This is a genomic window from Komagataeibacter sp. FXV3 (assembly GCF_015155755.1).
Taxonomy (GTDB): Bacteria; Pseudomonadota; Alphaproteobacteria; order Acetobacterales; family Acetobacteraceae; genus Komagataeibacter.
Genome location: NZ_VWPI01000156.1, coordinates 1 through 26,774, shown reverse-complemented (window position 1 = coordinate 26,774; position 26,774 = coordinate 1). Strand labels below are relative to the sequence as shown.

General features: G+C 62.4%; 23 protein-coding genes. 14 read left to right on the top strand and 9 right to left on the bottom strand.

Going from position 1 to position 26,774, the window contains the following annotated elements:
- From F1542_RS14375 to F1542_RS14360, 4 genes are all read left to right on the top strand, one after another.
- Positions 1 to 324 (top strand): OmpA family protein (locus F1542_RS14375; protein WP_193733632.1); only part of this gene is annotated, 324 nt, incomplete at its 5' end.
- A gap of 406 nt (positions 325 to 730) precedes the next feature.
- Positions 731 to 1,822, top strand: coding sequence for an OmpA family protein (locus tag F1542_RS14370; protein ID WP_193733631.1), 1,092 nt, complete (start codon positions 731 to 733; stop codon positions 1,820 to 1,822).
- A gap of 355 nt (positions 1,823 to 2,177) precedes the next feature.
- Positions 2,178 to 3,272 (top strand): OmpA family protein, encoded by a 1,095-nt coding sequence (locus F1542_RS14365; RefSeq protein WP_193733630.1) that lies wholly within the window; start codon positions 2,178 to 2,180, stop codon positions 3,270 to 3,272.
- Positions 3,273 to 3,432: 160 nt separating this feature from the next.
- A complete protein-coding gene (locus tag F1542_RS14360) occupies positions 3,433 to 3,957 on the top strand; it encodes a GtrA family protein (RefSeq protein ID WP_193733629.1) in 525 nt (174 codons plus the stop codon).
- Here the strand turns inward: F1542_RS14360 and tenA are convergent.
- Entirely contained in the window at positions 3,879 to 4,583 is a 705-nt protein-coding gene (gene tenA / locus F1542_RS14355) for a thiaminase II (protein WP_193733628.1), read from the bottom strand. The two genes, F1542_RS14360 and tenA, sit on opposite strands and share 79 nt — an antisense overlap.
- A 167-nt stretch (positions 4,584 to 4,750) precedes the next feature.
- Here tenA and alaS point away from each other — a divergent pair, with 167 nt between their 5' ends.
- From alaS to F1542_RS14340, 3 genes are all read left to right on the top strand, one after another.
- A complete protein-coding gene (gene alaS, locus F1542_RS14350; RefSeq protein ID WP_193733627.1) occupies positions 4,751 to 7,393 on the top strand; it encodes an alanine--tRNA ligase in 2,643 nt (880 codons plus the stop codon).
- Between the two features lie 294 nt (positions 7,394 to 7,687).
- Entirely contained in the window at positions 7,688 to 8,380 is a 693-nt protein-coding gene (locus F1542_RS14345; protein WP_193733626.1) for a carbonic anhydrase, read from the top strand.
- Between the two features lie 52 nt (positions 8,381 to 8,432).
- Positions 8,433 to 9,296, top strand: coding sequence for an endonuclease/exonuclease/phosphatase family protein (locus F1542_RS14340; RefSeq protein WP_193733633.1), 864 nt, complete (start codon positions 8,433 to 8,435; stop codon positions 9,294 to 9,296).
- A 13-nt stretch (positions 9,297 to 9,309) separates the two neighbouring features.
- Here F1542_RS14340 and F1542_RS14335 read toward each other — a convergent pair whose 3' ends face one another.
- Positions 9,310 to 9,657, bottom strand: coding sequence for a hypothetical protein (locus tag F1542_RS14335; protein ID WP_193733625.1), 348 nt, complete (start codon positions 9,655 to 9,657; stop codon positions 9,310 to 9,312).
- Between the two features lie 123 nt (positions 9,658 to 9,780).
- On the opposite strand from F1542_RS14335, the gene F1542_RS14330 reads away from it, so the two are divergent.
- Positions 9,781 to 10,554 (top strand): NADPH-dependent F420 reductase, encoded by a 774-nt coding sequence (locus F1542_RS14330; RefSeq protein WP_193733624.1) that lies wholly within the window; start codon positions 9,781 to 9,783, stop codon positions 10,552 to 10,554.
- Here F1542_RS14330 and F1542_RS14325 read toward each other — a convergent pair.
- Positions 10,533 to 11,081, bottom strand: coding sequence for an HdeD family acid-resistance protein (locus tag F1542_RS14325; protein ID WP_193733623.1), 549 nt, complete (start codon positions 11,079 to 11,081; stop codon positions 10,533 to 10,535). The two genes, F1542_RS14330 and F1542_RS14325, sit on opposite strands and share 22 nt — an antisense overlap.
- A 315-nt stretch (positions 11,082 to 11,396) precedes the next feature.
- Between F1542_RS14325 and rpsD the strand changes: the two genes are divergently transcribed.
- The 4 genes from rpsD (at position 11,397) to F1542_RS14305 (ending at position 15,919) form a co-directional block, all read left to right on the top strand.
- A complete protein-coding gene (gene rpsD / locus F1542_RS14320) occupies positions 11,397 to 12,014 on the top strand; it encodes a 30S ribosomal protein S4 (RefSeq protein ID WP_010506989.1) in 618 nt (205 codons plus the stop codon).
- 118 nt (positions 12,015 to 12,132) lie between these two features.
- Positions 12,133 to 13,695: a peptide chain release factor 3 gene (locus F1542_RS14315; RefSeq protein WP_193733622.1), complete on the top strand. Its 1,563-nt coding sequence runs from the start codon at positions 12,133 to 12,135 to the stop codon at positions 13,693 to 13,695.
- A gap of 86 nt (positions 13,696 to 13,781) precedes the next feature.
- Positions 13,782 to 15,146 carry a cysteine--tRNA ligase gene (gene cysS, locus F1542_RS14310; protein ID WP_193733621.1) on the top strand — a complete coding sequence of 455 codons (1,365 nt, stop codon included), beginning with the start codon at positions 13,782 to 13,784 and terminating at the stop codon, positions 15,144 to 15,146.
- A complete protein-coding gene (locus F1542_RS14305) occupies positions 15,143 to 15,919 on the top strand; it encodes an RNA methyltransferase (protein ID WP_193733620.1) in 777 nt (258 codons plus the stop codon). The genes cysS and F1542_RS14305 overlap by 4 nt, the downstream gene beginning before the upstream one ends.
- Before the next feature lie 136 nt (positions 15,920 to 16,055).
- On the opposite strand, the gene gltX is transcribed toward F1542_RS14305, so the two are convergent.
- From gltX to F1542_RS14285, 4 genes are all read right to left on the bottom strand, one after another.
- On the bottom strand, positions 16,056 to 17,393 hold the full coding sequence (gene gltX / locus F1542_RS14300; RefSeq protein WP_193733619.1) for a glutamate--tRNA ligase: 1,338 nt from the start codon (positions 17,391 to 17,393) through the stop codon (positions 16,056 to 16,058).
- A gap of 217 nt (positions 17,394 to 17,610) precedes the next feature.
- Entirely contained in the window at positions 17,611 to 17,979 is a 369-nt protein-coding gene (locus tag F1542_RS14295) for a hypothetical protein (protein ID WP_010506998.1), read from the bottom strand.
- 48 nt (positions 17,980 to 18,027) lie between these two features.
- Positions 18,028 to 19,188: a nicotinate phosphoribosyltransferase gene (locus tag F1542_RS14290; protein ID WP_193733618.1), complete on the bottom strand. Its 1,161-nt coding sequence runs from the start codon at positions 19,186 to 19,188 to the stop codon at positions 18,028 to 18,030.
- A gap of 31 nt (positions 19,189 to 19,219) precedes the next feature.
- Positions 19,220 to 20,623 (bottom strand): class II 3-deoxy-7-phosphoheptulonate synthase, encoded by a 1,404-nt coding sequence (locus F1542_RS14285; RefSeq protein WP_193733617.1) that lies wholly within the window; start codon positions 20,621 to 20,623, stop codon positions 19,220 to 19,222.
- A 307-nt stretch (positions 20,624 to 20,930) separates the two neighbouring features.
- Between F1542_RS14285 and F1542_RS14280 the strand changes: the two genes are divergently transcribed.
- Positions 20,931 to 21,275, top strand: coding sequence for a hypothetical protein (locus tag F1542_RS14280; protein WP_010507003.1), 345 nt, complete (start codon positions 20,931 to 20,933; stop codon positions 21,273 to 21,275).
- Between the two features lie 183 nt (positions 21,276 to 21,458).
- Here the strand turns inward: F1542_RS14280 and gorA are convergent, their stop codons facing one another.
- Together gorA and F1542_RS14270 are read right to left on the bottom strand one after the other, a co-directional pair.
- A complete protein-coding gene (gorA, locus tag F1542_RS14275) occupies positions 21,459 to 22,859 on the bottom strand; it encodes a glutathione-disulfide reductase (RefSeq protein ID WP_193733616.1) in 1,401 nt (466 codons plus the stop codon).
- 138 nt (positions 22,860 to 22,997) lie between these two features.
- Positions 22,998 to 23,876: a ferredoxin--NADP reductase gene (locus F1542_RS14270; protein ID WP_193733615.1), complete on the bottom strand. Its 879-nt coding sequence runs from the start codon at positions 23,874 to 23,876 to the stop codon at positions 22,998 to 23,000.
- 298 nt (positions 23,877 to 24,174) lie between these two features.
- On the opposite strand from F1542_RS14270, the gene F1542_RS14265 reads away from it, so the two are divergent.
- A complete protein-coding gene (locus tag F1542_RS14265) occupies positions 24,175 to 26,622 on the top strand; it encodes a helicase-related protein (protein WP_193733614.1) in 2,448 nt (815 codons plus the stop codon).
- Positions 26,623 to 26,774 lie beyond the last annotated feature (152 nt).

Genomic DNA, 26,774 nt, shown 5'->3' with positions numbered 1-26,774 from the left:
GACTGGGATGGTGCGGTGCTGACCGATCGCGCGCGCGGAATCGTGGCGGAAGCGGCGCAGGCTTCCACCCATGTCCAGACAACCCGTATCGAGGTCAACGGCTATACTGACAACACATCAGCCCATCCCGGGCCACGTGGCGCAAAGTATAACCTTGGCCTGTCCCTGCGTCGCGCGGACAGCGTTAAGGCCGAATTGATCCGTGATGGCGTACCCGCCAGCGGGATCGACATCCACGGCTATGGCGAAGCCCATCCCCTGGTGGTCACCCAGCCCGATACGCGTGAACCGCAGAACCGTCGCGTCGAAATTATCCTGCACTGACGACACATACTGCAATAAACTGAAAAATAGACATTTTTACAAAGGGGAGCGCAGGATGCTCCCCTTTCCATATCGAATCGTTCCGATGCATTACAGGCCACGAATCAGCCCTTCCGTTTCCGGCACTGTCCTATGCAAAATAAAGGGGTCTATTATCGGACTTCAAAAAAAACCTTATAAAATCGGGACTTTTCATGAAGTGGCCCCAAATGCCCTGAAAGATATGTGTGTTTTTCGCCACACCTCAGTGGCATGCAGCATTTTGCCCATTCTCAAGTCAGCCCAGACAGGCTAATCCCGCATCATAGCTTGCGGGTAATCTCAGGCTGCCCTGTCTCGGGGCAAATCCATTGCCCGACCACAAGATAGGGCTCTGCCCTGCAACAACAGAGTTAAGGACTGAAACATGCGTCTTCGCGCAGCGTTACTGGCTACCAGCCTGCTGGCAGCGGCCCCGTTCGCCGCCAAAGCAACCACCATCACCGGCCCCTATGTTGGCATCGGTGGCGGTTACGACCTGACCCAGACCCAGCATATGCATGATGCTGAAATCAAGAATGGCCAGAACGGCAACGATGACGGTGGTGCACATGTCCGTCACGGCCATGGCTGGACCGGCTTCGCCAATGTCGGCTGGGGTTTCGGCAACGGCCTGCGCGCTGAAGTTGAAGGCGCCTACACCTGGTCCGCGATCAACAGCGTTGGTTCCGTCAAGACCAAGGGTCATGACCGTTCCTATGGTGGCTTCGTCAACGTCCTGTATGACATTGACCTGAAGCGCCTGTTCAACATCGACGTGCCTGTCACGCCGTTCGTTGGTGCTGGTGCCGGTTACCTGTGGGAAAACGCCAGCATCAGTGGTGGTGGCGGCAAGATCGCAGGCACCAATGGCAGCTTCGCCTATCAGGGTATCGTCGGTGCAGCTTACGACATCCCGGGCGTGTCCGGCCTGCAGATGACCACCGAATACCGCATGGTTGGTCAGGTTGAAGACTTCGGGATGGGCAACATCCACGCTGTTGGTGGCGATGCCGCCCGCTTCGACCACCGCTTCAATCACCAGTTCATCGTCGGTGTCCGCTACGCGTTCAACAACGCGCCGCCGCCGCCGCCGCCGGCCCCTGCCGTCGTGCCGCCCGCACCGACTGCAGCCCGCACCTACCTAGTGTTCTTCGACTGGGACGGCGCAGCCCTTACCGGCCGCTCGCGTGAGATCGTGGCAGAAGCTGCACAGGCTTCCACCCACGTCCAGACGACCCGCATCGAAGTCAACGGCTACACCGACAACACCTCGGCCCACCCGGGTCCCCGTGGTGAGAAGTACAACCTTGGCCTGTCCATGCGTCGTGCTGACAACGTGAAGGCTGAACTGATCCGTGACGGCGTGCCCGCCAACGCCATCGACATCCATGGTTATGGTGAAGCCCACCCGCTGGTGCCGACCGGCCCCGACACGCGTGAGCCCCAGAACCGTCGCGTCGAGATCATCCTGCACTGATCCCGACCAACCGGTCACAAAAGAAAGGGAGCACTCTGTGCTCCCTTTTTTTATGCCGGCTTTTCCGTGCGTACGAAGATACGCAGTGTGTTGTTCATGCCACGCAATACCCTAAATATTTTATTAAACCATTGTTTTTCGTAAATGGCGTCCCACTTATTCTATTGTAACCAAATACAAAAATCGCCCGTCCCGTGCATATCTGCAACGATGCGGCCTTTATGCTGCTTTGTAGCGCAAATGGAACGCAACTACAGACAGCACGCCGTGTTTAGGAAAGATGGACTGACCGGTTTGCGCAGCCTGCATGCTGCGTGACCTGTAAAGAAGCAATAATGTGAGGAAGGACGAACATATGCGTCTCCGTTCTGCCCTGCTGGCAACAAGCCTGCTGGCCGCGACACCACTGGCTGCCAAGGCCACGACCATTACCGGCCCGTATGTCGATATCGGCGGCGGCTATAACCTGACACAGACCCAGCACGGCCACTTTGCCGATACGGAAGATGGCCCGGGACGTGAAAAACTGGGCCACCGTCATGGCTGGACCGGTTTTGGCGCCGTTGGCTGGGGCTTTGGCAATGGCCTGCGGGCAGAGGTCGAGGGGGACTACAACTGGTCCGAGATCTATAGCAAGTCACGTGGTGACAAGGGCAGCGATCGCTCCTATGGCGGCTTCGTCAACGTGCTGTATGACATCGACCTGAAGCGCCTGTTCAACATTGACGTGCCCGTCACGCCGTTCGTTGGTGTCGGTGCCGGTTACCTGTGGCAGAACGCGCATGACGTAACGGTGGGCAACTCCCCCGGTCGCAGCATGAGCGGCACCAAGGGTGGCTTTGCCTATCAGGGCATTGTCGGTGCGGCCTACGACATCCCCGGTATCCCCGGCCTGCAGATGACCACCGAATACCGCATGATTGGTCAGCCGTCCTCCTTCACCATGGGCAACTACACGGCCAGCGGACCGGATGGGACGGGCCACGCCAGCTTTGACCATCGCTTCAACCATCAGTTCATCGTTGGTGTCCGTTACGCGTTCAACAGCGCGCCGCCGCCGCCGCCGCCAGCCCCTGCCGTCGTGCCGCCCGCACCGACTGCAGCCCGTACCTACCTGGTGTTCTTCGACTGGGACGGCGCAGCCCTTACCGGCCGCTCGCGTGAGATCGTGGCAGAAGCTGCCCAGGCTTCCACCCACGTCCAGACGACCCGCATCGAAGTCAATGGCTACACCGACAACACCTCGGCCCATCCCGGCCCGCGTGGTGAGAAGTACAACCTTGGCCTGTCCATGCGTCGTGCTGACAGCGTGAAGGCTGAACTGATCCGTGACGGCGTGCCCGCCAACGCCATCGACATCCATGGTTATGGTGAAGCCCACCCGCTGGTGCCGACCGGCCCCGACACGCGTGAGCCCCAGAACCGTCGCGTCGAGATCATCCTGCACTAAACAATGTAAAGAAAAGAAAAGAGGCTTTGATCTGCCTCTTTTCTCCTTTCATTCAGATCGTGTTATATCGTATGACATATCCGCTCAGCGCGGAGCCTCAGTATCACATGCAGACCTGTTCATGTGATGGTCGCCTGTCCGCAGGCAGAAGGATAATGTCTTGCCAATTCTATCTTCCCAGAAAATGACACAGTTCCTGAAATTTGGTGTTGTTGGTCTTCTGGGGCTGTGTTGGGATACGGGAACGGTCTATAGCCTACGCCCCTTTGTGGGCCTGACGATTGCCACCATTGCCGCATATTTCATTGCGGCATCGATCAACTGGTTGATCAATCGCCTGTGGACCTTCCACAACGTTGGCAACCAGCATCATTTCGTCATTCAGTGGCTGCGTTTCCTTGCGGGCAATTCACTGGGCTTCTTCCTCAACCGCGGGTGCGTATTCACGCTGTTCCACCTTTCCCCCGTATTCAAGGCCTATCCCGTTCTGGCGCTGGCGGCCGGGGCGGCGGCAGGGATGATGGCGAACTTCCATATCAGCCGGAAGCTTGTTTTTCATCCCGAATCCACCCAACCCGAACGCACGACAGCGGAAATTGTCCCGTTTCAGCCCGAACGCGCCGTGGTCCAGAATACGGTTTCCAGCCGCACGGCGGTTGTAAATTCCCGCAGCAAGGCCGGATAACGCGCCTGCGCGCCATAGGCCGCGCCCACTTCATCCAGGCGACGGATGCCGTCTTCCACCAGCGCGGTATATTCATCTCCCCCATATAACGCGATCCATGACCAGTATGGATTGCCTTCGCGCAGCGTGCGCGGACTGGCATGCAGTCGTGCCCCCACCTCGGCATAACCGATCAGGCATGGCGCGAGTGTCACCAGCAGGTCGAGCATGTCGCCCGTCTGTGCACGGTCAAGTATAAAACGGCTGTAGGCAAATAATTCGATTGATTCCTCTGCCTGTTCCAGCGCCGAATCCCCTATTCCCCACTGCCGGCAGTAGCCCACATGCATGGAGAGTTCGGTATCGAGTATGCCCGACAGCAGACCGGCCGCATGCCGCATGGATGCAAGGGTATCCGATTTGTGAACCAGCAGGGCGCAGGCGCGGGCGTACTGGACCAGATAGAGGTAATCCTGAATCAGGAAGTTGCGGAACGCCTCCACCGCCATCGTGCCATCGGCCACGCCATGCACGAACGGATGTCCCACAAAATCCAGCCACTGCTTCATGCAATCCTGACGCAGGCGGCCGGCAAGCCCCTGCGTCAGCAATGGCCACTCACGTTCCGCCTGCCATTCCCCGGTCATGTTTTCTCCCTTCCCGCGGTTTTGTCCGCCCTGCGCCACGCATGGCACGCAACAGCCATATGGGCACAACACGCATGTTCATACTTCCGGTCTGGCGCTACGTGCGCTAGGTGAATGAAACCGGTTTTACATCTATACCTTCAATACAGGATCGTCTGTTTCCCGCCATGCCCACAACAAACGACATTCGTGCCACCTTCCTCGACTATTTCGCGGGGAACGGGCATCAGATCGTGCCGTCCTCGTCCCTGGTGCCGCACAACGATCCGACACTGCTGTTTACCAACGCTGGTATGGTGCAGTTCAAGAACGTGTTCACCGGGCAGGAAACGCGCCCCTATTCCCGTGCCACGACGGCCCAGAAGGTCGTGCGCGCGGGCGGCAAGCACAACGACCTGGACAATGTGGGCTACACCGCCCGCCATCACACCTTTTTCGAGATGATGGGCAATTTCTCGTTCGGGGATTATTTCAAGGCCGAAGCCATCGAACTGGCCTGGAAACTGGTCACCGGCACGTTCGGGCTCCCCAAGGAAAAGCTGCTGACCACCGTCTATGCCGATGATGAGGAAGCAGCCACCCTGTGGCGCAAGATCGCGGGCCTGTCGGATGACCGGATCATCCGCATTCCCACCTCCGACAATTTCTGGCGCATGGGCGATACCGGCCCGTGTGGCCCGTGCTCCGAAATCTTCTACGATCACGGCCCCGAAGTGGCGGGCGGCCCCCCTGGCTCCCCCGATGAGGACGGCGACCGGTTTACCGAAATCTGGAACCTCGTGTTCATGCAGTATTTCGAGAATCCGCCCGGCACCCGTTCGCCCCTGCCGCGTCCGTCCATCGATACCGGGCTGGGGCTTGAGCGCTTTGCCGCCATCCTGCAAGGCAAGCGCGACAACTACGATACCGATACCTTCCGCGCGCTGATCCTGGCCTCGGCCGAGGTCACGGGACAGGACCCGGACGGGCCGTTCAACGCCAGCCATCGCGTGGTGGCCGACCATCTGCGCTCCACCTCGTTCCTGATCGCCGATGGCGTGCTGCCGTCCAAGGACGGGCGGGGCTACGTGCTGCGCCGCATCATGCGCCGCGCCATGCGCCACCTGCACATGATGGGTACGACGGAGCCGACATTCTACAAACTGGTCCCCGCGCTGATCCGGCAGATGGGCGAAGCCTATCCCGAACTGATCCATGCCCGCGCCCTGATCGAGGGCACGATGAAGGGCGAGGAAGAACGCTTCAAGGCCATGCTGGACCGTGGGCTGTCGCTGCTGGCGGACGAGACGGAACACCTTGGCGATGGCGCGCCCCTGCCGGGGGCTGTAGCCTTCAAGCTGTATGACACGTTCGGCTTCCCGCTTGACCTGACACAGGACGCCCTGCGTGGCACCAGCCACAGCGTTGACGTTGAAGGCTTCAACGAGGCCATGGATGTGCAGCGCAAGCGCGCCCGCGCGGCATGGAGCGGATCAGGCGACAGTGCCACCGAAACCGTGTGGTTCGAGGCGCGTGATACCTTCGGCGCCAGCGAATTCCTTGGCTATACCACCGAGACCTCGGATGCCGAAGTCCAGACCGTGGTCGTGGACAATGCGCAGGTGGACAGTGCTGGCTCCGGCACCAAGGTCGCCCTGCTGCTGAACCAGACCCCATTCTATGGCGAAAGCGGTGGCCAGGTGGGCGATACCGGCACCATCACGGCCCCCGGCCTGCACATCGCCATTACCGATACGCAGAAGAAGCTGGGCGACCTGCTGGTGCATTACGGCACGGTCATCGAAGGCACGGTCAAGCCCGGCATGGCGGTCACCGCGCAGGTCGATCACGACCGCCGCAGCGCCATCCGCGCGCACCATTCCGCAACCCACCTGCTGCATGAAGCCCTGCGCCGCCGGCTGGGCGATCATGTCACGCAGAAAGGCAGCCTGAACGCGCCCGACCGCCTGCGCTTTGACGTCAGCCAGCCACGCCCGATCACGCCGGAAGAACTGGCCGATATCGAGGCGGAGGTGAACGCCCGCATCCGTGAAAACACGGAAGTCGCCACCCGCCACATGACGCCGGAAGAAGCCATTGAACAGGGGGCGATGGCCCTGTTCGGCGAAAAATATGGCGATGAGGTCCGCGTGGTCTCCATGGGCGGCCCCGAGGACGGGCGCGCGGGCTGGTCGATCGAACTGTGCGGCGGCACCCATGTACGCCGCACCGGCGATATCGGCCTGTTCCGCATCACGTCCGAAAGTGGCGTATCATCGGGCGTGCGGCGGATCGAGGCCGTGACCGGCCTGTCCGCGCAGAATGCCACCGTCGCCACCGAAGAACGCCTGAACCAGATGGCCGCCATGCTGCGCGTGCCGCCTGCGGAAGCGCCCGAGCGCCTTTCGGTGCTGCTGGAAGAACGCAAGGTGATGGAACGCCAGATTTCCGACCTGCAGCGCAAACTGGCATCGGGCAACCAGTCGGCGGCATCGATCGTGGAAATCAATGGCATCAAACTCGATGCCCGCAACGTGGGCGAACTGCCGCCCAAGGAACTCAAGCCGCTGGCCGATTCCCTGCGCAAGGAAATCGGGTCAGGCGTGATTGCCCTGATTTCCACCGCGGATGGCAAGGGCAGCATCGTGGTCGCCACAACACCTGACCTGGCGGAAAAAGTTGACGCCGTAACGCTGGTCCGCGCCGCGAGTGCCGCCATGGGCGGCAAGGGTGGCGGTGGCCGTCGCGACATGGCGCAGGCCGGTGGCCCGGACACCAGCAAGGTGGAGGCCGCACTCGACGCCGTGCGCACCGCCATGCAGCCGGGCTGATCCCCGGCCGCGTCCAGACATAACGGACATGCAACGGCGCACCTGGTGCGCCGTTGTGCTGTACGCCCCATCCGCGATGCATGAATACTGCAATACAGAAAGTGAATGTTTATTAATTATATTGTGGTTACATAGTATTTCCCGCAACCCGCACAGAAGAAACAATTGTGCCCCGCAGGTGTTCCCATGATACAGATATCATGGGATACCACCCCAGCCGCCGGATCGCGCCGCGACATCATTGCGGTGGGCGGATCTGTCTTTATCCGGACATTCAGGTGACAGGATTTTACAATGCCCGCGACCCATACCGCCCGTGATACCCTTATTGACCTGCTGCATGGCGTGGAGCGGTTCAATACCGAAGTCTTTCCGCAAAACCGTGAACTGTTCGCAAGCCTGGCGGAAAGCCAGTCCCCCGACACGCTGTTCATTGCCTGCGCCGATAGCCGGGTAAACCCCAGCATGATCACGCAGACCCAGCCGGGCGACCTGTTCGTGCTGCGCAATATCGGCAATATCGTACCCGCCTATGGGGAAATGCTGGGCGGTGTGTCATCCGCCATCGAATATGCCGTAAGCGCGCTGAAGGTTTCGCATATCATCGTATGCGGCCATTCCAACTGTGGCGCGATGAAGGCCCTGCTCGATCCCGAAGCCAGCAACCTGAACAGGATGCCCACGGTGGCAAGCTGGCTGCGCAATGCCGAAGCCGCGCGCGCCGTGCTGGAGGCATCGGACGCAGGTCCCGCCAGCGTGCGCAGCCTGTCGGAACAGAACGTGCAGTTGCAGATCGCGCACCTGCGCACCCATCCCGCCGTCGCGGCGGGGCTTGCCCGCGGCACCCTGACGTTGCAGGGATGGTTCTATGACATCGCCAGCGGGGAAGTTGTCGTACTGGATGAAACGTCACGCACGTTCATCCATGTGGACGAAGCCATCGCCAAGCTGCAGGCGCAGCGGGCGGCTGATACCACCACGCCATAATCCTGGCCCACTGCCGGAACCGGGGCTGCGGCAGGCATGGTCCCGCCTGACCGTGGCCCTTGCGCTGCTTGTCCTGCCCACCGGGGCGCAGGCTGCGGGCGACCTCAAGCTTTCCACATGGAACCTTGAATGGCTGACCATGCGCCCGCAGGGCGACCCTGCCCTGCCCCCCGATGTCACGCCACGCACCCCGGCGGAGATGGATCGGCTGGCGCATTATGCCAGCCGCCTGGCCCCCGATATCGCGGCGCTGGAGGAAATCGACAGCCCGCAGCTTGCCGCCCGGCTGTTTCCCGTCCCACGCTACCGCATCATCATTTCAGATGACCCCGTCGTGCAGAAAGTCGCCGTGGCGGTGCGCGCGGACCTTGTGGTCATGCGACATGCGGATGTCACGGCGCTGGATGTCTATCCCTCCACTGCCCCCCATCACCTGCGCGCCGGGCTTGACCTGACGATAGGCCAGGGCGCCGACAGCCTGCGCGTGCTGGTGGTCCACCTGAAGGCCGGATGCCGCGATTCACAGCCAGCAGCCCGCAAACCGGCCTGCCAGACGCTGATGCGCCAGATCGCCATCGTTCAGGACTGGATCATGGAACGGCAGGACGAAGGGGAGGCCTTTGTCGTAATGGGCGATTTCAACCGCCTGCTGGCGCCCGACGATCCCGCATGGCGCGCACTGTCCGAAAACGGCCCGCTGGCACTGGCCACGGCCGGTCGCGCCAGTCCCTGCGCGCAGGGAAATTATTTCATCGACCATATCATCGCCGGTGGGCCCGCGCGTGAATGGCTGCGGCCAGACAGCCTGCGCGTCATGCTGTACCGCGAAAACGGGCACGACGACACCACGCGCCTGTCCGATCATTGTCCCGTATCGGTCAGGCTGTCTCTACCTGACGCAAATGGCACGCCCTGACCGGATCAGGGCTTCATTCCGGCCAGATACCGGACGCGTGCATGGCGTTCCACCCCACCGCCAGCACGATCAGAACGAATACGATCGCACCCATAAGCTGGAACAGTTCCCTGTATGGCATGAATGCAGGGGCCATTGCCGCCGTGGCGGCGGCCTGACTGGTCGCCACGGCGTCACTGTCCGTTGGCACGACCTGTGTCTGGGCTTCCGGCACCGGGCCGGGATCGGGGACGGTGGTGGCGGCCAGTGCCGCCTCGTCTTCCTGCACGGCTTCATGCAGCGCTTCGACCGGGTGCTCCACGCCTGCGGGAACAGCGGACTGCGCGACCACGGTCCGGTCCTGATCGGGGGTATCGGTCATTGACGCTGTACTCCTGCTTCAGCCAAGTCTGTGCCATATATCCGACAGGTCGGCAAAGAACCAACCATTGGATTAAGCCATCCCGTGCCATACTACCACATACCGCCAGAACAGGAGAGATGCATGCCAGCCCCGAAACTGACCCGCCGACACGGCCTGCTTGCCGCACTGGGCGCATTGCTGCCTGCCAGCCTGCCGGGGGTGGCCCATGCACGCCGGCCGCTGCGTATCGGCATGATCGGGTCGGGCCATGTCGGCAGCACGCTGGGACATCTGTGGACCCGGGCGGGACACCAGGTCATGTTTTCCGACATCCACAAAGGGCCAGCGAAAAAGCTGGCGTCGGAACTCTACCCCCTCGCCCGTGAAGGCACGCCGCAGGAAGCGGCCAGGTTTGGTGACGCCGTGGTGCTGGCGGTCCCCTATGGCGCGCTGCCCCAGCTGCGGCATACCATCGGGTCGATCGTGGGAACGAAACCACTTATCGACCCGACCAATCCCTATGGCTGGCGGGATGGGAAGATCGGGCGGCTGGCGCTGCGCAAGGGGGCGGGTCTGACCACGCAGGCGCTGTTCCCGCAGGCGTCGATCGTGCGGGCCTTCAATTCCGAAGACATGACCACGCTGGAAGCCGATACATTCCGCACGCCCCCGCGACTGGCCCTGCCCATGGCGGGCGATGTGGTGCAGGCGCTGTATGTGGCGGGCTGGCTGATCCATGACGCAGGGTTTGATCCCGTCACGGTCGGTCCCCTTTCGACAGCCATGCTGTTCCAGCCCGGCAATCCCGGTTTCGAGGCCCGGATGAACGCCACCGACCTGCGCAACCTGCTGGGGGTTTCGGCCAACAATCCCATTGACCGAAACCTTGCCACTCAGTTCTCGGGCGGGATGTAGGCGGCCTGCCGCAGGGCAAGGCCGAACTGGATCCAGCCAATGCCCGCGGCAATCAGTTCAACCGCGACAAACGTGCCGATCAGCCACAGCCCCGACCACGGCAGCGTCGCATACAGGCATACACCCACCAGCAGGCTGATCAGCCCACCAAGCAGGATCAGCCACCATCCCTGCAGGCCGCGCTGCTGGAACGCCATGACGATACGCGCAATACCCGACACAACCAGGCAGGCGGAAATGAACAGGGTGATGACCATGGAACCGGTAGTCGGTTCTTCCATCATCATCGTGCCCGCAAGGATATACAGCGCGCCGCCCAGGATGGACATGAACCGCCCGCTCCAGTCACGCACGACAAAAGCATGCACAAGCTGCACCGTGCCGGCGACAAACAGCAGCACCCCAAGCAGGATGGTACTGGCCAGCGACACCGCCAGCGCATCCACCCACGCCATGATGCCCAGGCCGAACGATATGGCGCCAAGGCCGACAAACAGCCCCCAGCGCTGCGTAAATGCCGTTTCCATGCACAAAAACCCCTTATTCCTGTAATATATTCTTCCGGTTGCCGTTTAATAACAGGCCAGCAGCACTGTGCGATACAGGCTTTTGGATACGGCGCCATGATGCACGGTGATTGACAGGACGGGCACAGTACTTCTATACGCGCCCGACTGCCGGGAACGTGGACGATACGGCTGGTGCCCATGGGTGATTGCTCCCCGGTGCCGGTAATACGGATCGCGCCCGTCCTGTTCATGCGGAACAGGACCTACCGGTGCAACGACATGACAGGCGGTCAGACCGCATGCCATGCAGATGAATGAAGAGAGAGCGCGCAGATGAGCAAGCGCCTTGAGAGCAAGTACAAAATCAACCGTCGCCTTGGCGTGAACCTGTGGGGCCGTGCAAAGTCCCCGGTCAACAAGCGCGAATATGGCCCCGGCCAGCATGGTCAGCGCCGCAAGCAGAAGCCTTCCGACTTCTCCGTGCAGCTGATGGCCAAGCAGAAGCTGAAGGGCTATTACGGCAACATCGGCGAAAAGCAGTTCCGCAAGTATTATGACGAGGCCGTCCGCCGCAAGGGCGATACCTCCGAAAACCTGATCGACCTGCTGGAACGCCGGCTGGACGCGGTCGTGTACCGCCTGAAGTTCGCGATCACCCCGTTCGCGGCGCGTCAGTTCATCAGCCACGGCCACATCACGGTCAACGGCCGCAAGGTCAACATCCCGTCCTACCTGGTGCGTGATGGCGACGTGATCGAAGTGCGTGAAAAGTCCAAGCAGCTGGCCATCGTGCTGGATGCGGCACAGAGCGGCGAACGCGACGTGCCGGAATACATGGAAGTGGACCACCGCCAGATGAAGGGCTCCTTCCTGCGCAGCCCCAAGCTGTCGGACGTTCCGTATCCGGTCCAGATGGAACCGAACCTGGTCATCGAATTCTACTCTCGCTGATCAAGTCCCGGAACCGGGCAGGCGTGACGCCGGGCGTGGGGTTTTGTCCCCGCGTCCGGCGTCCGCGTTTCTGGCCCCTGCCCGCTTCCGCCTTCCGTCCGTCGGGCCAGCCGCAGGAATGGACAAGACCGTGACCGCCACCGCCGCCGATAACCCGCTTGCCGCCGAAATTACCCGGCGGCGCACCTTCGCCATCATCTCGCACCCTGATGCGGGCAAGACCACGCTGACCGAACGCATCCTGCGCGCCGGTGGCGCGATCCAGATGGCGGGGAACGTGCGGGCCAAGGGCGAGCGGCGGCGCACGCGTTCGGACTGGATGGGGATCGAGCGCGACCGTGGCATTTCCGTCGTGACATCAGTCATGACGTTCGAATATGGCGGCTGCATCTTCAACCTGCTCGACACGCCGGGTCATGAAGACTTCTCGGAAGATACCTACCGCACGCTGACCGCAGTGGATGCCGCCGTGATGGTGATCGACGCCGCCAAGGGGATCGAGGCCCGGACACGCAAGCTGTTCGAAATCTGCCGCCTGCGCGATATTCCCATCGTCACCTTCATCAACAAGATGGACCGCGAATCGCAGGATCCGTTTGCCCTGCTGGATGAAATCTCGTCCTCGCTGGCACTCGATACCTCGCCCGCCACATGGCCGGTGGGGCGTGCCGCCAAATTCGTGGGCACCTACGATATCCGCCATCGCGAACTGCATGTGACCGAGCCGCTGGACCAGACCGACCCGCGCATGGTGCAACTGGGCGAGGAACTGGAACTGGTTGAGGCGGCCCTGCCGGAATTCGATCTGGAAAGCTTCAATGCCGGACACCTGACGCCGGTGTTCTTCGGTAGTGCGATGAAGGAAATCGGGGTGACCGACCTGCTCGATGCGCTGGCCGCCTTCGGCCCGCCGCCGCGTGACCAGGCAACCGAGACCCGCAACGTGCGCGCCGATGAACCCGCCCTGACCGCGCTGGTGTTCAAGATCCAGGCCAACATGGACCCCAACCACCGCGACCGCATGGCCTTTGCCCGCATCTGTTCGGGCAAGCTGCAGCGCGGCATGCGGCTCAAGCATGTGCGCATCGGCAAGCAGTTCGCGCTGCACACCCCACAGTTCTTCTTCGCGCGTGACCGGCAACTGGCCGAGGAAGCGTTCGCGGGCGACGTGGTGGGCATACCCAACCACGGCACGCTGCGTATTGGTGACACGCTGACGGAAGGCGAGGACCTGCGCTTTACCGGCGTGCCCTATTTCGCGCCTGAAATCCTGCGCCGGGTACGGCTGGATGATGCGATGAAGGCCAAGAAGCTGCGGCAGGCCCTGACCGAACTGGCGGAAGAAGGCGTGGTCCAGCTGTTCCGCCCGCAAGATGGCGCGCCACCCATCGTGGGCGTGGTCGGCACGCTGCAGCTTGACGTGCTTCAGTCGCGACTGAAGGGGGAATACGGGGTTGCGATCGGCTTCGAATCGACACCTTACAACCTTGCCCGCTGGGTGACCGGCCCGCGTGAGAAACTGGAGACCTTCTGCATGGCCAACCGCACGGCCATGGCGGATGATATTGATGGGGATCCGGTCTTCCTTGCGTCATCGGCGTTCATGATGAAGCGCACGGCAGAAGGCAACCCGGACCTTACATTCCATGACATCAAGCAGATCGGGCAGGAAATCGCCTGACCGGGCGGGCCAGCGTGACTGGCCCGCATTACAGGCACAGATGAGGTCTTGCGTAATCCCGCCTGTCTGTCGCATCTAGGCGCATCATGTCCGACATACAGCCACGCCTGCACCTGCACGACAGCAGGACACGCAGCACCGTTCCCTTCGTCCCGCTGGCACCCGACAACGTGCGGGTCTATTACTGCGGCCCCACGGTCTATGATCTGGCGCATATCGGCAACCTGCGCGCCATGCTGACGGCGGATGTGCTGGTACGCCTGCTGCGCCACCTGTATCCGCACGTGACCTACGTGCGCAACATCACGGACGTGGATGACAAGATCAATGCCCGCGCCCACGCCAATGGCGAATCCATTGCCGACCTGACCGCGCGCACCATCCGCGATTTCCATGAAGACCTGGCCGCCGTTTCCATCCTGCCACCGGATGTGGAGCCGCGCGCGACCCACCATATTGGCGAGATGCAGGACATGATCGCCCGCCTGATCGAAACCGGCCATGCCTATGAGGCCGAGGGGCACGTCCTGTTCGCGGTGAACACCTACCCATCCTATGGTGCGCTGTCGGGCCGCACGCCCGATGACCTGATTGCGGGCGCGCGGGTGGAAGTGGCCCCCTACAAGCGTGATCCGGGTGATTTCGTGCTGTGGAAGCCGTCCGATGACCAGACACCGGGCTGGGACAGCCCATGGGGCCGGGGCCGTCCGGGCTGGCATATCGAATGTTCGGCCATGTCGCAGCGTTACCTGGGCGAAAGCTTCGATATCCATGGCGGCGGATCGGATCTTCTGTTCCCGCACCATGAAAACGAACGCGCGCAGAGCATGTGCTGCCACCCGCATGGCCATTTTGCCAATCACTGGGTGCATAACGCCATGCTGCTGGTGAACGGGGAGAAGATGTCGAAATCCCTCGGCAACTTCCTGACCGTGCGCGACGTGCTGCGTGACACGCCCGCCGAGGCCCTGCGCCTGCTGCTGCTGCGCGCGCAGTACCGTTCGGTGCTGAACTTTACCCGCGAAGGGCTGAATGAAGCCCGCCAGATGCTCGACCGCTTCTACCGTGCGCTGGAAAACCTTGACCCCATGCAGGCCCCCGTACCCGCGCCCGATAACGTGGTGCAGGTGCTGTGTGATGACCTGAACACGCCACGCGCGCTGGCGGAAATGCATGCGCTGGCCGATACCGCCATGGCCGGCGACAGCGGGGCTGCGGCACAGCTAAAGGCGGCAGGTAACCTACTGGGTCTGCTGCAGGACACGCCGGAGGCATGGTTCCGTGGCGATGCGAAGGTTGACCCGGCGCATATCGAACGCCTGATCGCGGAACGCCTGGCAGCCCGCAAGGCACGTGATTTTGCCCGCGCGGATGAAATCCGCAACGACCTCGCGGCACAGGGCATCGTGCTGGAAGACGGGCCGCAGGGCACGACATGGAGGCAGGCATGACCGGCCGCGACGGCGGGGCGGATATCGGCCCCATCGGCAACAGCCCGGTCGTGATCCTTGTCAGGCCCCAGATGGCCGAAAACATCGGCACCACGGCGCGCGCCATGGCCAATGGCGGGCTGTTCCACATGCGCATTGTCGCCCCGCGTGACGGCTGGCCGCAGGAACGCGCATGGCGCAGTGCCTCGGGTGCCGACCGTATCCTTGAATCCGCGCAGGTGTTTGACACGGTGGATGACGCGGTGGCCGACCTGCACCACGTCTTTGCCACCTGCCCCCGCCCACGCCATATCGTAAAACCGGTGCTGACCGCGCGCGGCGGCGCTGCCGAACTGCGTGAAATGACGGATCGCGGGTTGAAGGTCGGGTTGATGTTCGGCCCCGAACGCGCCGGGCTGGATAATGAGGACATGGCCCGCGCCGATGCGCTGATCCGCTATCCGCTCAACCCCGCCTTCATGTCGCTCAACCTGGCGCAGGCGGTGATGATCATGGCGTATGAGTGGTGGATGGCGGCAGACGATACGCCGCCGCGCACGCTCATGACCAACGAGACGCATGTGGCGACCCGTGGCGAACTGGACAACTTCATGCGCCACCTGATCGCTGATCTGGATGAATGCGGCTTCCTGCGCAATGAACAGAAGCGGCCGGGCATGGTGCGCAACCTGCGCCACTTTTTCCTGCGCGGCGAGGTAACGGAACAGGAACTGCGCACGCTGCATGGCGTGGTGACGGAACTGTCCCGTGGGCGCAAGGCGCGAAAGGAATAAAGGTTTTTGGTGAAGCTTTTTTCAAAAGCTTCAAGGAACGCCGCCTTTTTGTAAAAAGGCGGCACCCAAGAACTTTTATTAATTCTGAACCTTCTCCATTAAAAAAAGCCCGGTGCAAAACCGGGCTTTTTTCATATCAGCGTGCCGCGATCTGCAGCCGGTCGACCACGCGCGGCCGACCCATCAGCGGTAGCAGGTCACGCATTTCCGGCCCACTGTCTTCGCCCGTCAGCGCAAGGCGCAGCGGGTGGAACAGGGCGCGGCCGGTGCGGCCCGTGGCGTCCTTCACGGCCGTGGTCCATGTCTTCCATGTGGTTTCATCCCACGATTCCGCAGGCAGCGACTCGAGGGCCTGGAGCAGGAAGGGACGGTCCTCCTCCTCGATCACCGGCGGGATGATCTCACCGGCCACGACGTCCCACCAGTGGCGCAGTTCCCCCGCCATATCCACATTGCCCCGCACCGCCAGCCAGAAGGCTTCCGTAGCACCTTCAGGCAGGCGGGCACGGATTTCCTCAAACGGCATGGCATGCATGATGCGGCGGTTCAGGCCCAGCAACTGCCGCATGTCAAAGCGCGCGGCAGAACGTGAGACCCGGCCAAGGTCATAGCTTCTGGCCAGTTCATCAAACGACAGCGGCGCCGGGTCATCCGCACTGCCCAGCCGTGCGAGATAGGACACGATGGCCGAAGGCTCGACTCCGTCCTGCCGCAACGCGCGAATCGACAGCCCGTCAAAACGCTTGGACAGCTTGCCACCACCCTCGTCCAGCAGCAGCGGCAGGTGTGCGAAGGTAAACTGGTTGCGCTTTGCCCCCAGCGCCTCGGCAATGTCGATCTGCACGCCGGTATTGGTCACATGGTCCTCACCGCGGATGATGTGGGTGATGCCCAGTTCCATGTCATCCACAACGGATGCCAGCGTGTACAGCACCGTTCCGTCCGCGCGCACCAGAACGGGGTCTGAAATGGCAGGCAGCTTGACGCGCGACGGCCCCATGACCAGATCATTCCATTCCACCGTGCGGTGATCGGACAGCTTGAAACGCCAGTATGGCACCTTGCCATTGGCTTCGGCCTGCGCGCGCTGCTGGGGTGTCATGCGCAGCATGGCGCGGTCATAGACCGGCGGCTTGCGCATGCGGATACGGGCCTCGCGCTTGGACGCCAGTTCCTGTTCACTTTCAAAACACGGATAAAGCCGCCCGCTGGCCTTCAGCTGTTCAATGGCCAGCGCGTAACGGTCCAGCCGGTCCGACTGGCGCACGAATTCATCCCAGCCAATGCCAAGCCAGCGCAGGTCGTCCTGCAAGGCCTGCACGTATTCCTCTTTCGAGCGACCGCGATCGGTATCGTCAATGCGCAGCAGGAATTGTGCATTGTGACGGCGGGCGAACAGGGCATTGGCAATGGCCTGACGCGCATTGCCGACATGGATCAGCCCGGTCGGGCTGGGCGCAAAACGGAGTTTCATGTCCCCTATATGCGGCGATTATGCCCTGAATGCCAGAGAACACATGCGCAATCCGGTGCGGAATGCACCACCCCTTCCGGGACGGTCCGATACACGCCGGCATGGATGCCGGATGCGCGTTGGGAAAGTGTTTTCAGGCGGGCTGCAAAAGAGGCCGCCTTTCTGGAAAAAGGCGGCACCCAAAAACTTTTATACTTTTACGGATTTACGGACGTTCTTACGCCTCGTCATCCTCGTCACCGCCACGGCGGGGGTCAAATGCACGCCAGTCGCGCTCCATCGGACTTGCAGCATGGGCTGCGAAATCATCCAGTTCATTGGCTGAACGCCAGCCCTGATCGCCCGCTTCCAGCACTTCCGCATCCTCACCAAAGGAAAACCATGCCTTGAGGATGTCGGCTGCCGACAGGCCGGGCATGCGGCAGCGTTCGATGCTGTCGCGCACATAGGCGCGCGCAAAGGCATTGGCCTGGATCAGATCGGGAAAACCACCAACTTCCTCGACAATATTGTCCTCGGCACCGCCTGACAGATCCAGAATCCGCACGCGCCATCCCCCTTCAGGGGCAAAAATGGTTTCTGACAAGATGAAGCCTTTCGTTATGCGTTCGTGCGCGCGACGCGGGCCTGCGGCCTAGCGGTTGCGCATGTGGCGTAGCAGGAACTCACGCCCTGCCTTGACCCGTGGCACATCGTCATAGGCCACGATATCGGCCGTGGCATAGGTTTCCGACCAGTGGTCGGGAATGAAGGAACCGGTACCGATCACATCGACCGGGGCATGGGCGTCAGCCATGCTGAGGCATTTTTCCACGCTGAACCCCGATGACGCGATGATGCGCACATGCGCGAACCCGGCCTCGTCCAGTGCTTCACGCATGCGCCAGATGGCGGCGGCCGAAACCCCCGTGCCCACAAGGTAGCGCAGTTCCTTGTCCGACCGGTACCGCCGTATGCTGCCCGGCGTGTGGCGTTCCAGCACGTCATAGGACGACTGCGGGTCCAGCCCCTCCAGAAAGCGGCCGCCATGCGTATCCAGACGCACGGCCAGCCGCCCGGTTGCCGCCAGGTCGGGAAAATGGCGACAGACTTCCAGCGCGTCCGTCACCTCCCGCCCGAAATAATCCACCAGCACCACAAGGTCCATTTCGGGATAGACCTCATGGAACATCTCGGCCGCCCGCAGGGTGGACCCGGCATAGCCCACCAGCGCATGCGGCATCGTGCCCAGCCCCTTTGTAGTGCCGAAATAATGCGCCGTTGCATCATTGGCGCTGCCGACAAAGCCCAGCGCGCCTTCCTTCTGGGCGGCATGGCTGCCGACAGAGGCGGCATAGGCCATCTGTTCCTGCATGCCAAAACCCGCGCAGTGCCGTGCCTCCATCGCCATGAAGCGCACATGCGGCAGCGCCATGGACATCTGGTAGGCATTGTGGGCGGCGACACAGGCCGGGCCAAGACGCTGGAGCACCAGCGTCTCCAGTACCGCAAGCTGCGCGAACGATCCGGTCACATAGGCCAGGGGTTCGCCCGCGCCCACCCATGTTCCTTCGGGGAACATGAGGTCACATTCGATATCGATCCCGCGTTCGGCCGCGACAGCATGCAGCCAGTCCACCATAAGCCGTGGCGCGGACACGACGGGGCGGCGCAGGAAGACGGCATAGGTCACCTTCCTGTCCCCAAAGTGTTCGACAATGGCACGTGTGCGGTTGAAATACGCATCCGTGCGGGCGGCGATCACATCCGGTTCCACCGCGCCCGCACCCCGGCCTGCCTTCTCACCATGGGTCATAGCCCCTCCAATCCCCCCGATACGGGCGGAACTAGCGTGCCCCGCCCTGCGTGCGATGCATCCGCGTCTTCAGTTCTTCAGACAGACGGAACGCCATCTCCAGCGACTGTTCCGCGTTCAGGCGCGGATCGCAGAAGGTTTCATAGCGCTCACCAAGGTCGGCTTCCGTCAAGCGGTGGGCACCGCCAATGCATTCGGTCACGTTCTGGCCGGTCATCTCGAAATGCACGCCGCCGGGGTGGGCCCCGGCCGCCTCGAACACGTCAAAAAAGCCGTGAATCTCCGACAGGATGGCATCAAACGACCGCGTCTTGACGCCCGTCGAGGTCGAACTGGTGTTGCCATGCATGGGATCGCACAACCATGTGACCGTCCGCCCCGTGGCCATCACTTTCTCGAGCAGCGGCGGCAGGTGATCACGCACCTTGCCCGCCCCCATGCGCGAGATGAGCGAAATGCGCCCGGCTTCATCACCGGGGTTGAGGATGTCGAGCAGCTGTTCCAGGTCCTCGATGGTCGTGGTGGGACCGACCTTGATCCCGATGGGGTTGCGCACCCCGCGCAGGAATTCGACATGCGCGCCATCGGGCTGGCGGGTACGGTCCCCGATCCACACGAAATGGGCTGAGCAGTCATACCATTCGCCCGATGTCGAATCGATGCGGGTCAGCGCCTGCTCATATGGCAGCAGCAGGGCTTCGTGCGAGGTGTAGAACTCGGTCTCGTCAATCTGGGGCGTGGTGGCCGCCGTCAGGCCGCATGCGGCCATGAAGTCCAGCGTTTCGCCAATACGTTCGGCCAGCAGCCCGTAACGCTGCGCCAGCGGCGAACGTTCGACAAAGCCAAGGTTCCAGCGATGGACCTCATGCAGGTTGGCATACCCCCCGCTGGCGAAGGCGCGCAGCAGGTTCATGGTGCCAACGGACTGGAAATAGCCGGTTTCCATGCGCTTCGGGTCGGGAATGCGCGCGGATTCCGTAAAGTCCGAACCATTGATGATGTCACCGCGATAGGACGGCAGCGTTACGCCATCCTTCGTCTCGTTATCAGACGAACGCGGCTTGGCGTACTGGCCGGCCATGCGCCCGATCTTGATGACGGGTACCTTTGCACCAAACGTCAGCACCACGGCCATCTGCAGCAGCACGCGGAAGGTGTCGCGCACGATATCGGCGGTGAATTCGCTGAAGCTTTCGGCGCATGCGCCGCCCTGCAGCACGAAGGCCTGTCCCGTGGCGGCCTTGGCCAGATGGGCGCGCAGGCGTCGGGCTTCACCCGCGAAAACCAGCGGGGGGTAGCGGCGCAGGCGCGCCTCCACGCCCTCCAGAGCGGTTTCGTCGGGATATCGCGGCATCTGCCGCGCGGGAAACGACCGCCAGCTCTCCGGCGTCCAGGCCTGCCGGGAAGAACTGTTGTGGCTGTGCGTCGCACTCATGGGTCGGATCCTAATTCCTCTTGATACAAGACAGTCCCTGCCGCCAGCGGCGGAAGGGCAGCCTTTATGTCGAAAAAAGCCCGGCATGGCAAAGCCTGTTCTGGCCCCGGTCCCTCCGCCCCTGCCGCCAGCGGGCAATCAATGTTGCATTGACGCCACAAACCGACCCGATCCATACAGATGCAGGTCGTATTACAGTCATGCTTCACCCATATGTAAAAGTGACATGGTTGGCCTGCCAGACCACGGCTTCTCCTGACGGGGCATGGTTGGCATGGTGCCCTCTCAGGTAAAAGGATTACGGATCATGGCCACCACACGTGGGAAATTCATAACCGCCCTGGCAGCCGGGCTGTGCCTGTTCAGTGTGACGGCCATGGCCGCACCCGACAACAGTGACGACAGCAACAGCCAGAGCGAAGACAAGATGACCGTTCATGGCCAGCGCAACCACCTGCCGCCCGGTTATGAGGAAGCGCCGTCCATGGAACTGAACCATGGTCCCGACCCGGACCATCTGGAACACGTGCATCGTGATTCGGTGACCGGCACCGACCTGTCACGCTTCGGCAGCGCGTACCAGAGCAGCGGGATCAATGGCGATGGCCAGCTGGGCGATTCGACCGGCAATGGCTGGGTCGCGCCCCGCTAAAAACTGCTACAGAAATAATAAAAGTTCTTGGGTGCCGCCTGTTTTAAAAAGGCGGCGTTCTCTGAAGCTTTTTAAAAAAAGCTTCACCAGAAACTTCTCCGGTTTCAGGGATTACCCCCTGTTACACCATAAAAAACCGTTGCCAGTCAGTGTTCCGGCAACGGTTTTTTTATATGGACCGTATCAGACCACGTGATGCGGCGTGACCCGCGTGCGGGTGCGCATGGTCACGAATTCCTCCGCCGAGGACGGATGGATGCCGATGGTCCGGTCCCAGTCCCCCTTCTTCAGGCCCGCCGTCACGGCAATGGCCAGCCCCTGCATGATTTCCGGCGCGTCATCGCCCAGCATATGCGCGCCCACCACGACCTGGCTGGCCTGATCCACCACCAGCTTCATGAATGTACGCTGCTGGCGACCGCTGAGCGTGTTGCGCATGGGTCGGAAGCGGCTGACATACACATCCACATCGCCCTTGTGCGCGGCCTCGGCTTCCGTCAGGCCGACACTGGCCAGGGCGGGGGTGAAGAACACCGCCTTGGGCGTCGTGCCGTAGGACCACTGACGCGCGGGTGCGCTGCCAAACAGGCGGTCGGCCAGGTTATGCCCCTCCGCAATGGCCACGGGGGTCAGATTCAGCCGGTTGGTCACGTCGCCTATGGCATAGATGCCGGGCACGGTTGTCTGGCTGCCTTCATCGACAATGATGCGCCCGTTTTCCTCCATCGCGACACCAAGCTGCGTCAGGCCAAGACCCGTGACCTTGGGGTGACGGCCGGTAGCGAAGAAAACGCAGTCGGTTTCGATCCGGGTGCCGTTATCAAGGGTGACGGCAAGGCTGCCATCTCCGTTCTTTTCAATTTCGGTGGGCGATGCGCTGACATGCTGGCGGATACCGCGCAGGTCGATGGCGTCATGCAGGGCATGGCGCAGGTCGCCATCAAAGCCACGCAGCGGCTGCTGCTGGCGGTAGACCAGATCGACTTCCGAGCCGAATCCACGGAATATCCCCGCGAACTCCACGCCGATATACCCGCCGCCTACCATGCACACCCGCTGCGGGCGCTGTTTGAGGTAAAAGGCCTGATCGGATGATATCGCGTATTCCGCGCCAGGAATTTTCGGGGCCGTCGGCGTGGACCCCACGGCAATGACGATCCGGGCTGCGGTGACCCGGCGGGGCGCTTCATGGGGCGCCAGCGGGGATGGGTCGATGCGCAGGGTATGCGCGTCCTCGATGGTGGCATGGCCGGTGAACAGCGCTACCCCCGCCTTTTCCAGCATCGAGACATACAGGCCGTTCAGGCGCGTGATCTCACGGTCCTTGGCTTCAATCAGCGCGGCCCAGTCATGCTGCCCGCGTTTCGTGTTCCAGCCAAAACCGTGGCTGTCATCCACCCAGTCGCCATATTCACTGGCCTGGACCATCAGTTTCTTGGGCACGCAGCCAAGGTTGACGCAGGTCCCGCCCCAGTGGCGGCTTTCGGCCACGGCCACGCGCGCCCCATGGCTGGAGGCAATGCGCGCGCACCGCACGCCACCTGAACCCGCGCCGATTACAAACAGATCGAAGTCATAACTCATGCCGGTTGTGCATCCTGCTTCCGGCCGGAAGGACGGCGTGCCGCATGCGTCATTCCGGCAATATCCCGCCCGGACGCGGGGCGGGACCAATAAAAAAAAGCCCCGGCCATGTTTCCACTGGCCGGGGCTGGGACGGGATCAGCGTTCAGCGAACGCCTTTTCCACCACATAGGCGCCGGGGTTGGAATTGTTCCCCTCGTCAAAGCCACGGTCCTGCAGCAGCTTTTCCGTATCGGCCAGCATTTCCGGCGAACCGCAGATCATGACGCGGTCATGTTCGGGGTCCAGTTCGGGGATATTGAGATCCCTGAAGATCTTGCCTGTCTCGATCAGCTTGGTGATGCGGTCGGTGACGGCAAATTCCTCACGCGTCACGGCCGGGTAGTACAGCAGCTTGCCCTTCACGTCCTCACCGAGGAACTCATGTTCGGGCAGTTCGTGGCGGATATGGTTGGAATAGGCCAGTTCACCCGAGATCCGCACCGTGTGGCTCAGGATCACGTGGTCATAGCGTTCGTAGCATTCCGGGTCCTTGATCAGGCTCATGAAGGGCGCAAGCCCCGTGCCCGTGGACAGGAAATACAGGTTGCGGCCCGGACGCAGGTTGTCCAGCAGCAGGGTGCCGACGGGCTTGCGGCCGATCAGCACCTTGTCGCCCACCTTCACATGGCGCAGTCGCGAGGTCAGCGGGCCATCGGGCACCGCGATCGACAGGAATTCAAGGTGGTCCTCGTAATTCGCGCTGGCAATGCTGTAGGCGCGCAGCAGGGGCTTGCCCTCGACCTCGATGCCGATCATCGTGAACTGGCCGTTCTCGAAGCGCAGCGCGGGGTCGCGCGTGGTGGTGAAGCTGAACAGCCGGTCGGTCCAGTGATGGACCGACAGGACGGTTTCCGCATTCAGGTGGCTGTATTCCTTGGTCGGTTCAGCCAGGTGGAACACGCCTTCCTGCCCTGCGACCGGGGCAAGACCGGTAAGCATGGTCTCGGCGGTTGGCACAATCAATGTATCTGACATCTGGTTATCATTCTCCCGGCTGGATATGACGCAGACACAGGATTCCCTGAAACATGCGCCCGGCCACAGCTACATAAGTACTAAGGCGGGCATGTTTAGGCCATCCACAGCGTGGAATTCCAGCACAAAACTAACATATCACGCGCCACGGGAAGCAGATTCACCACATAATGCCCATTCCGGGGCGCGCATGTCACGTCACACGCGTACGATGCGGGGTTCTATTCAATGATTTCGGGCCGGGATGCAAGTACTGAGTCCATTGTCGTCAGCGCGTGGATGACGCACATAGTCAGGTATGACTTCTGAATTCCCCGACCGGGCCGCCCCTGCCCTGCTGGCGCTGGATGCGGCGATCGCCGCCACCGGGCTGCATGTTGAAACCCGTGAACGCCCGAAGCTGGAACGCGTGATCGCCCGCATGCTGCCACCCGGTGCAACGCGGATAGATGATGCCGCGTTCCGCAGCGCATTATGCACCGTGCGGCGCAAGCCGTGGGGATCGCGGCTTATGGACCTGACCCGCCGCGCGGGACAGGTCTGGGTCACGCGCGCGGATACGGAAGCCGCCGCCACAAGCGTGGACGACCCCGAGCCTGATGACACCCGCCTGCTGTCGGCCCTGGCCCCCGTGCTGCGTGAAAAGCTGCGCGCGCAGGGCGATACGCCGCGCGTGGCGGTGGAAAACATCCGCGCGGACCTGTTTGACGGCACCGGCCGCACGCTGGCCCCTGCGGAACTGCGCACCCTTGCCGTGGCGGTGGCCGATGCCTTCGCCCTGCCCGATGCGGACGCCTTCGCCGCCGAACTGGAACGCGAGGATGCAAGCCGCAAGGACCGCGACACCCGGATCGAGGATACGGCACGCGCGCGCAGGCGGGAGGAGGTGCTGCGCCTGCGCGAATGGGAAAAAAGTCTTGTCCCGTTCAGCGACGTGCCCGGGCTGCTGCGCTGTTCGCACCGCGAGGCCCTGCGCTGGATCGCGGAAAACCGCCTGCCGGTCGCCCGCCGCGTGCCGCAGGCAGATGGGCAGGAACGGTGGGAATTCGACCCGACCGAACTCATGGCCCTGCGCCAGCAGTTGCCCCAGTGGCGCAGGGAGGGACAGGAAACCCCGTCCCGCACGCCGCTGGCCCCCGACCTTGGCAACCGCCGCGTGGGCAACGCCGTCATTGCACAGGTCGCGGCCCTTGACCGCTATGCCGCGCATTTCCGCACCGCGCGTGCGCTCAACCGCCGCATCACGCTGGTGACGGGACCGACCAACAGCGGCAAGTCCCATACCGCGCTTGATGCACTGGCGCAGGCCGAAAGCGGTCTGGCGCTGGCGCCCCTGCGGCTGCTGGCGCATGAATTCCGCGAGTCGCTGACCGCACGCGGCGTGCCGACATCACTGGCCACGGGCGAGGAACGCATCGACGTGCCCGGCAGCCGGCATCTGGCCGCGACCGTGGAAATGTGCCCGCTGAACAATCCGGTCGATGTCGCGATCATTGACGAAGCCCAGATGCTGACCGACCCCGACCGGGGGGCTGCGTGGACGGCGGCCATCATGGGCGCGCCGGCGCGGCACCTGTTCATTCTGGGGGCGCCCGACTGTATTCCCATGGTGAAGCGCATTGCCGAACTGTGCGGTGACCCGGTGGATGAAATCCGGCTGGAGCGCAAAAGCCCGCTGGTCGCAGCCGAACGCTCGGTCAGCCTGCATGAACTGCAGAAGCATGATGCGCTGATCGCTTTCTCCCGGCGCGAGGTGCTGGACCTGCGCGCGCTGCTGCTGGCGCAGGGCAAGCGGGTTGCGGTGGTGTACGGCGCGCTCAGCCCCGAAGTCCGCCGGGCGGAGGCCCAGCGTTTCAATGATGGTGATGCCGATATCCTGATCGCGACCGACGCCATCGGCATGGGGCTGAACCTGACCATCCGCCGCGTCGTCTTCGCAGCCCTGCGCAAATATGACGGCAACCAGACGCGCGACCTCAACCCGCAGGAAGTCAAGCAGATCGGTGGCCGCGCCGGACGCTACGGCAAGCATGAACAGGGCGTTGTGGCCGTTCTGGAAGGGGTCGGCAGCCCGTCCTTCATCCATGCCATGCTGGCCGCCCCCCCACAGCCGATCGAGGACATGCGCCCGCAGGTACAGCCCGATGCCGACATTGTTCAGGCCGTCGCGGCCGAGATCGGGTCGGACAGCCTCTTTGGCGTGCTGGTGCGCATCCGCCGCGCGGTGCTGCGGCGTGATGACCCGAATTACCGGCTGGCCAACATGGAACAGGCCTTCGCCATTGCAACCGCGCTGGAAGGGGTTGCGGACCTGACGCTGGCGCAGCGCTGGGTTTACGCCATGTGTCCGGTGGATGACCGTGACAACGGCATCCAGCGCCTTGTTCACTGGGCGGCGGACCATGCGGCGGGCAATACCGTGCCGCCACCGGGCACCGGCCGCCTGCCACCACCCGAACGGGCCGAACGCACGGAACTGGAACGCGCGGAAAAGCGGCACAAGCGGCTGGTGGCGTGGCGGTGGCTGGCGCTGCGCTTCCCCGAAGCCTACGTCAACCGCGAGGAAGCCGAGGCCACGACCGCGCGCCTGAATGACTGGATCGAGGACGTGCTGCGTCAGCAGAGCATCCGCGCCCGCACGCCGCGCATATCCCCCTTCAGCCCCGATAACCGCGCCAGTCCGCCGGGACGGGGCAAACGGGGCGCCCCGTCAAAAGACAAGCGCCCGCACCGCAAGCGGCGTTAAGAGACTGTTTGGAAAGAACCAATTGGGGTCTGTTGGGAATTATACTTTTTCAAAGTCACCAAATGTGATTCAAAATCCGTATGGATCGCTTCGTACTGACAGACGCCCAATGGGCGCAAATGGAACCGCTGTGCCTTGGCAAGAAAACAGAT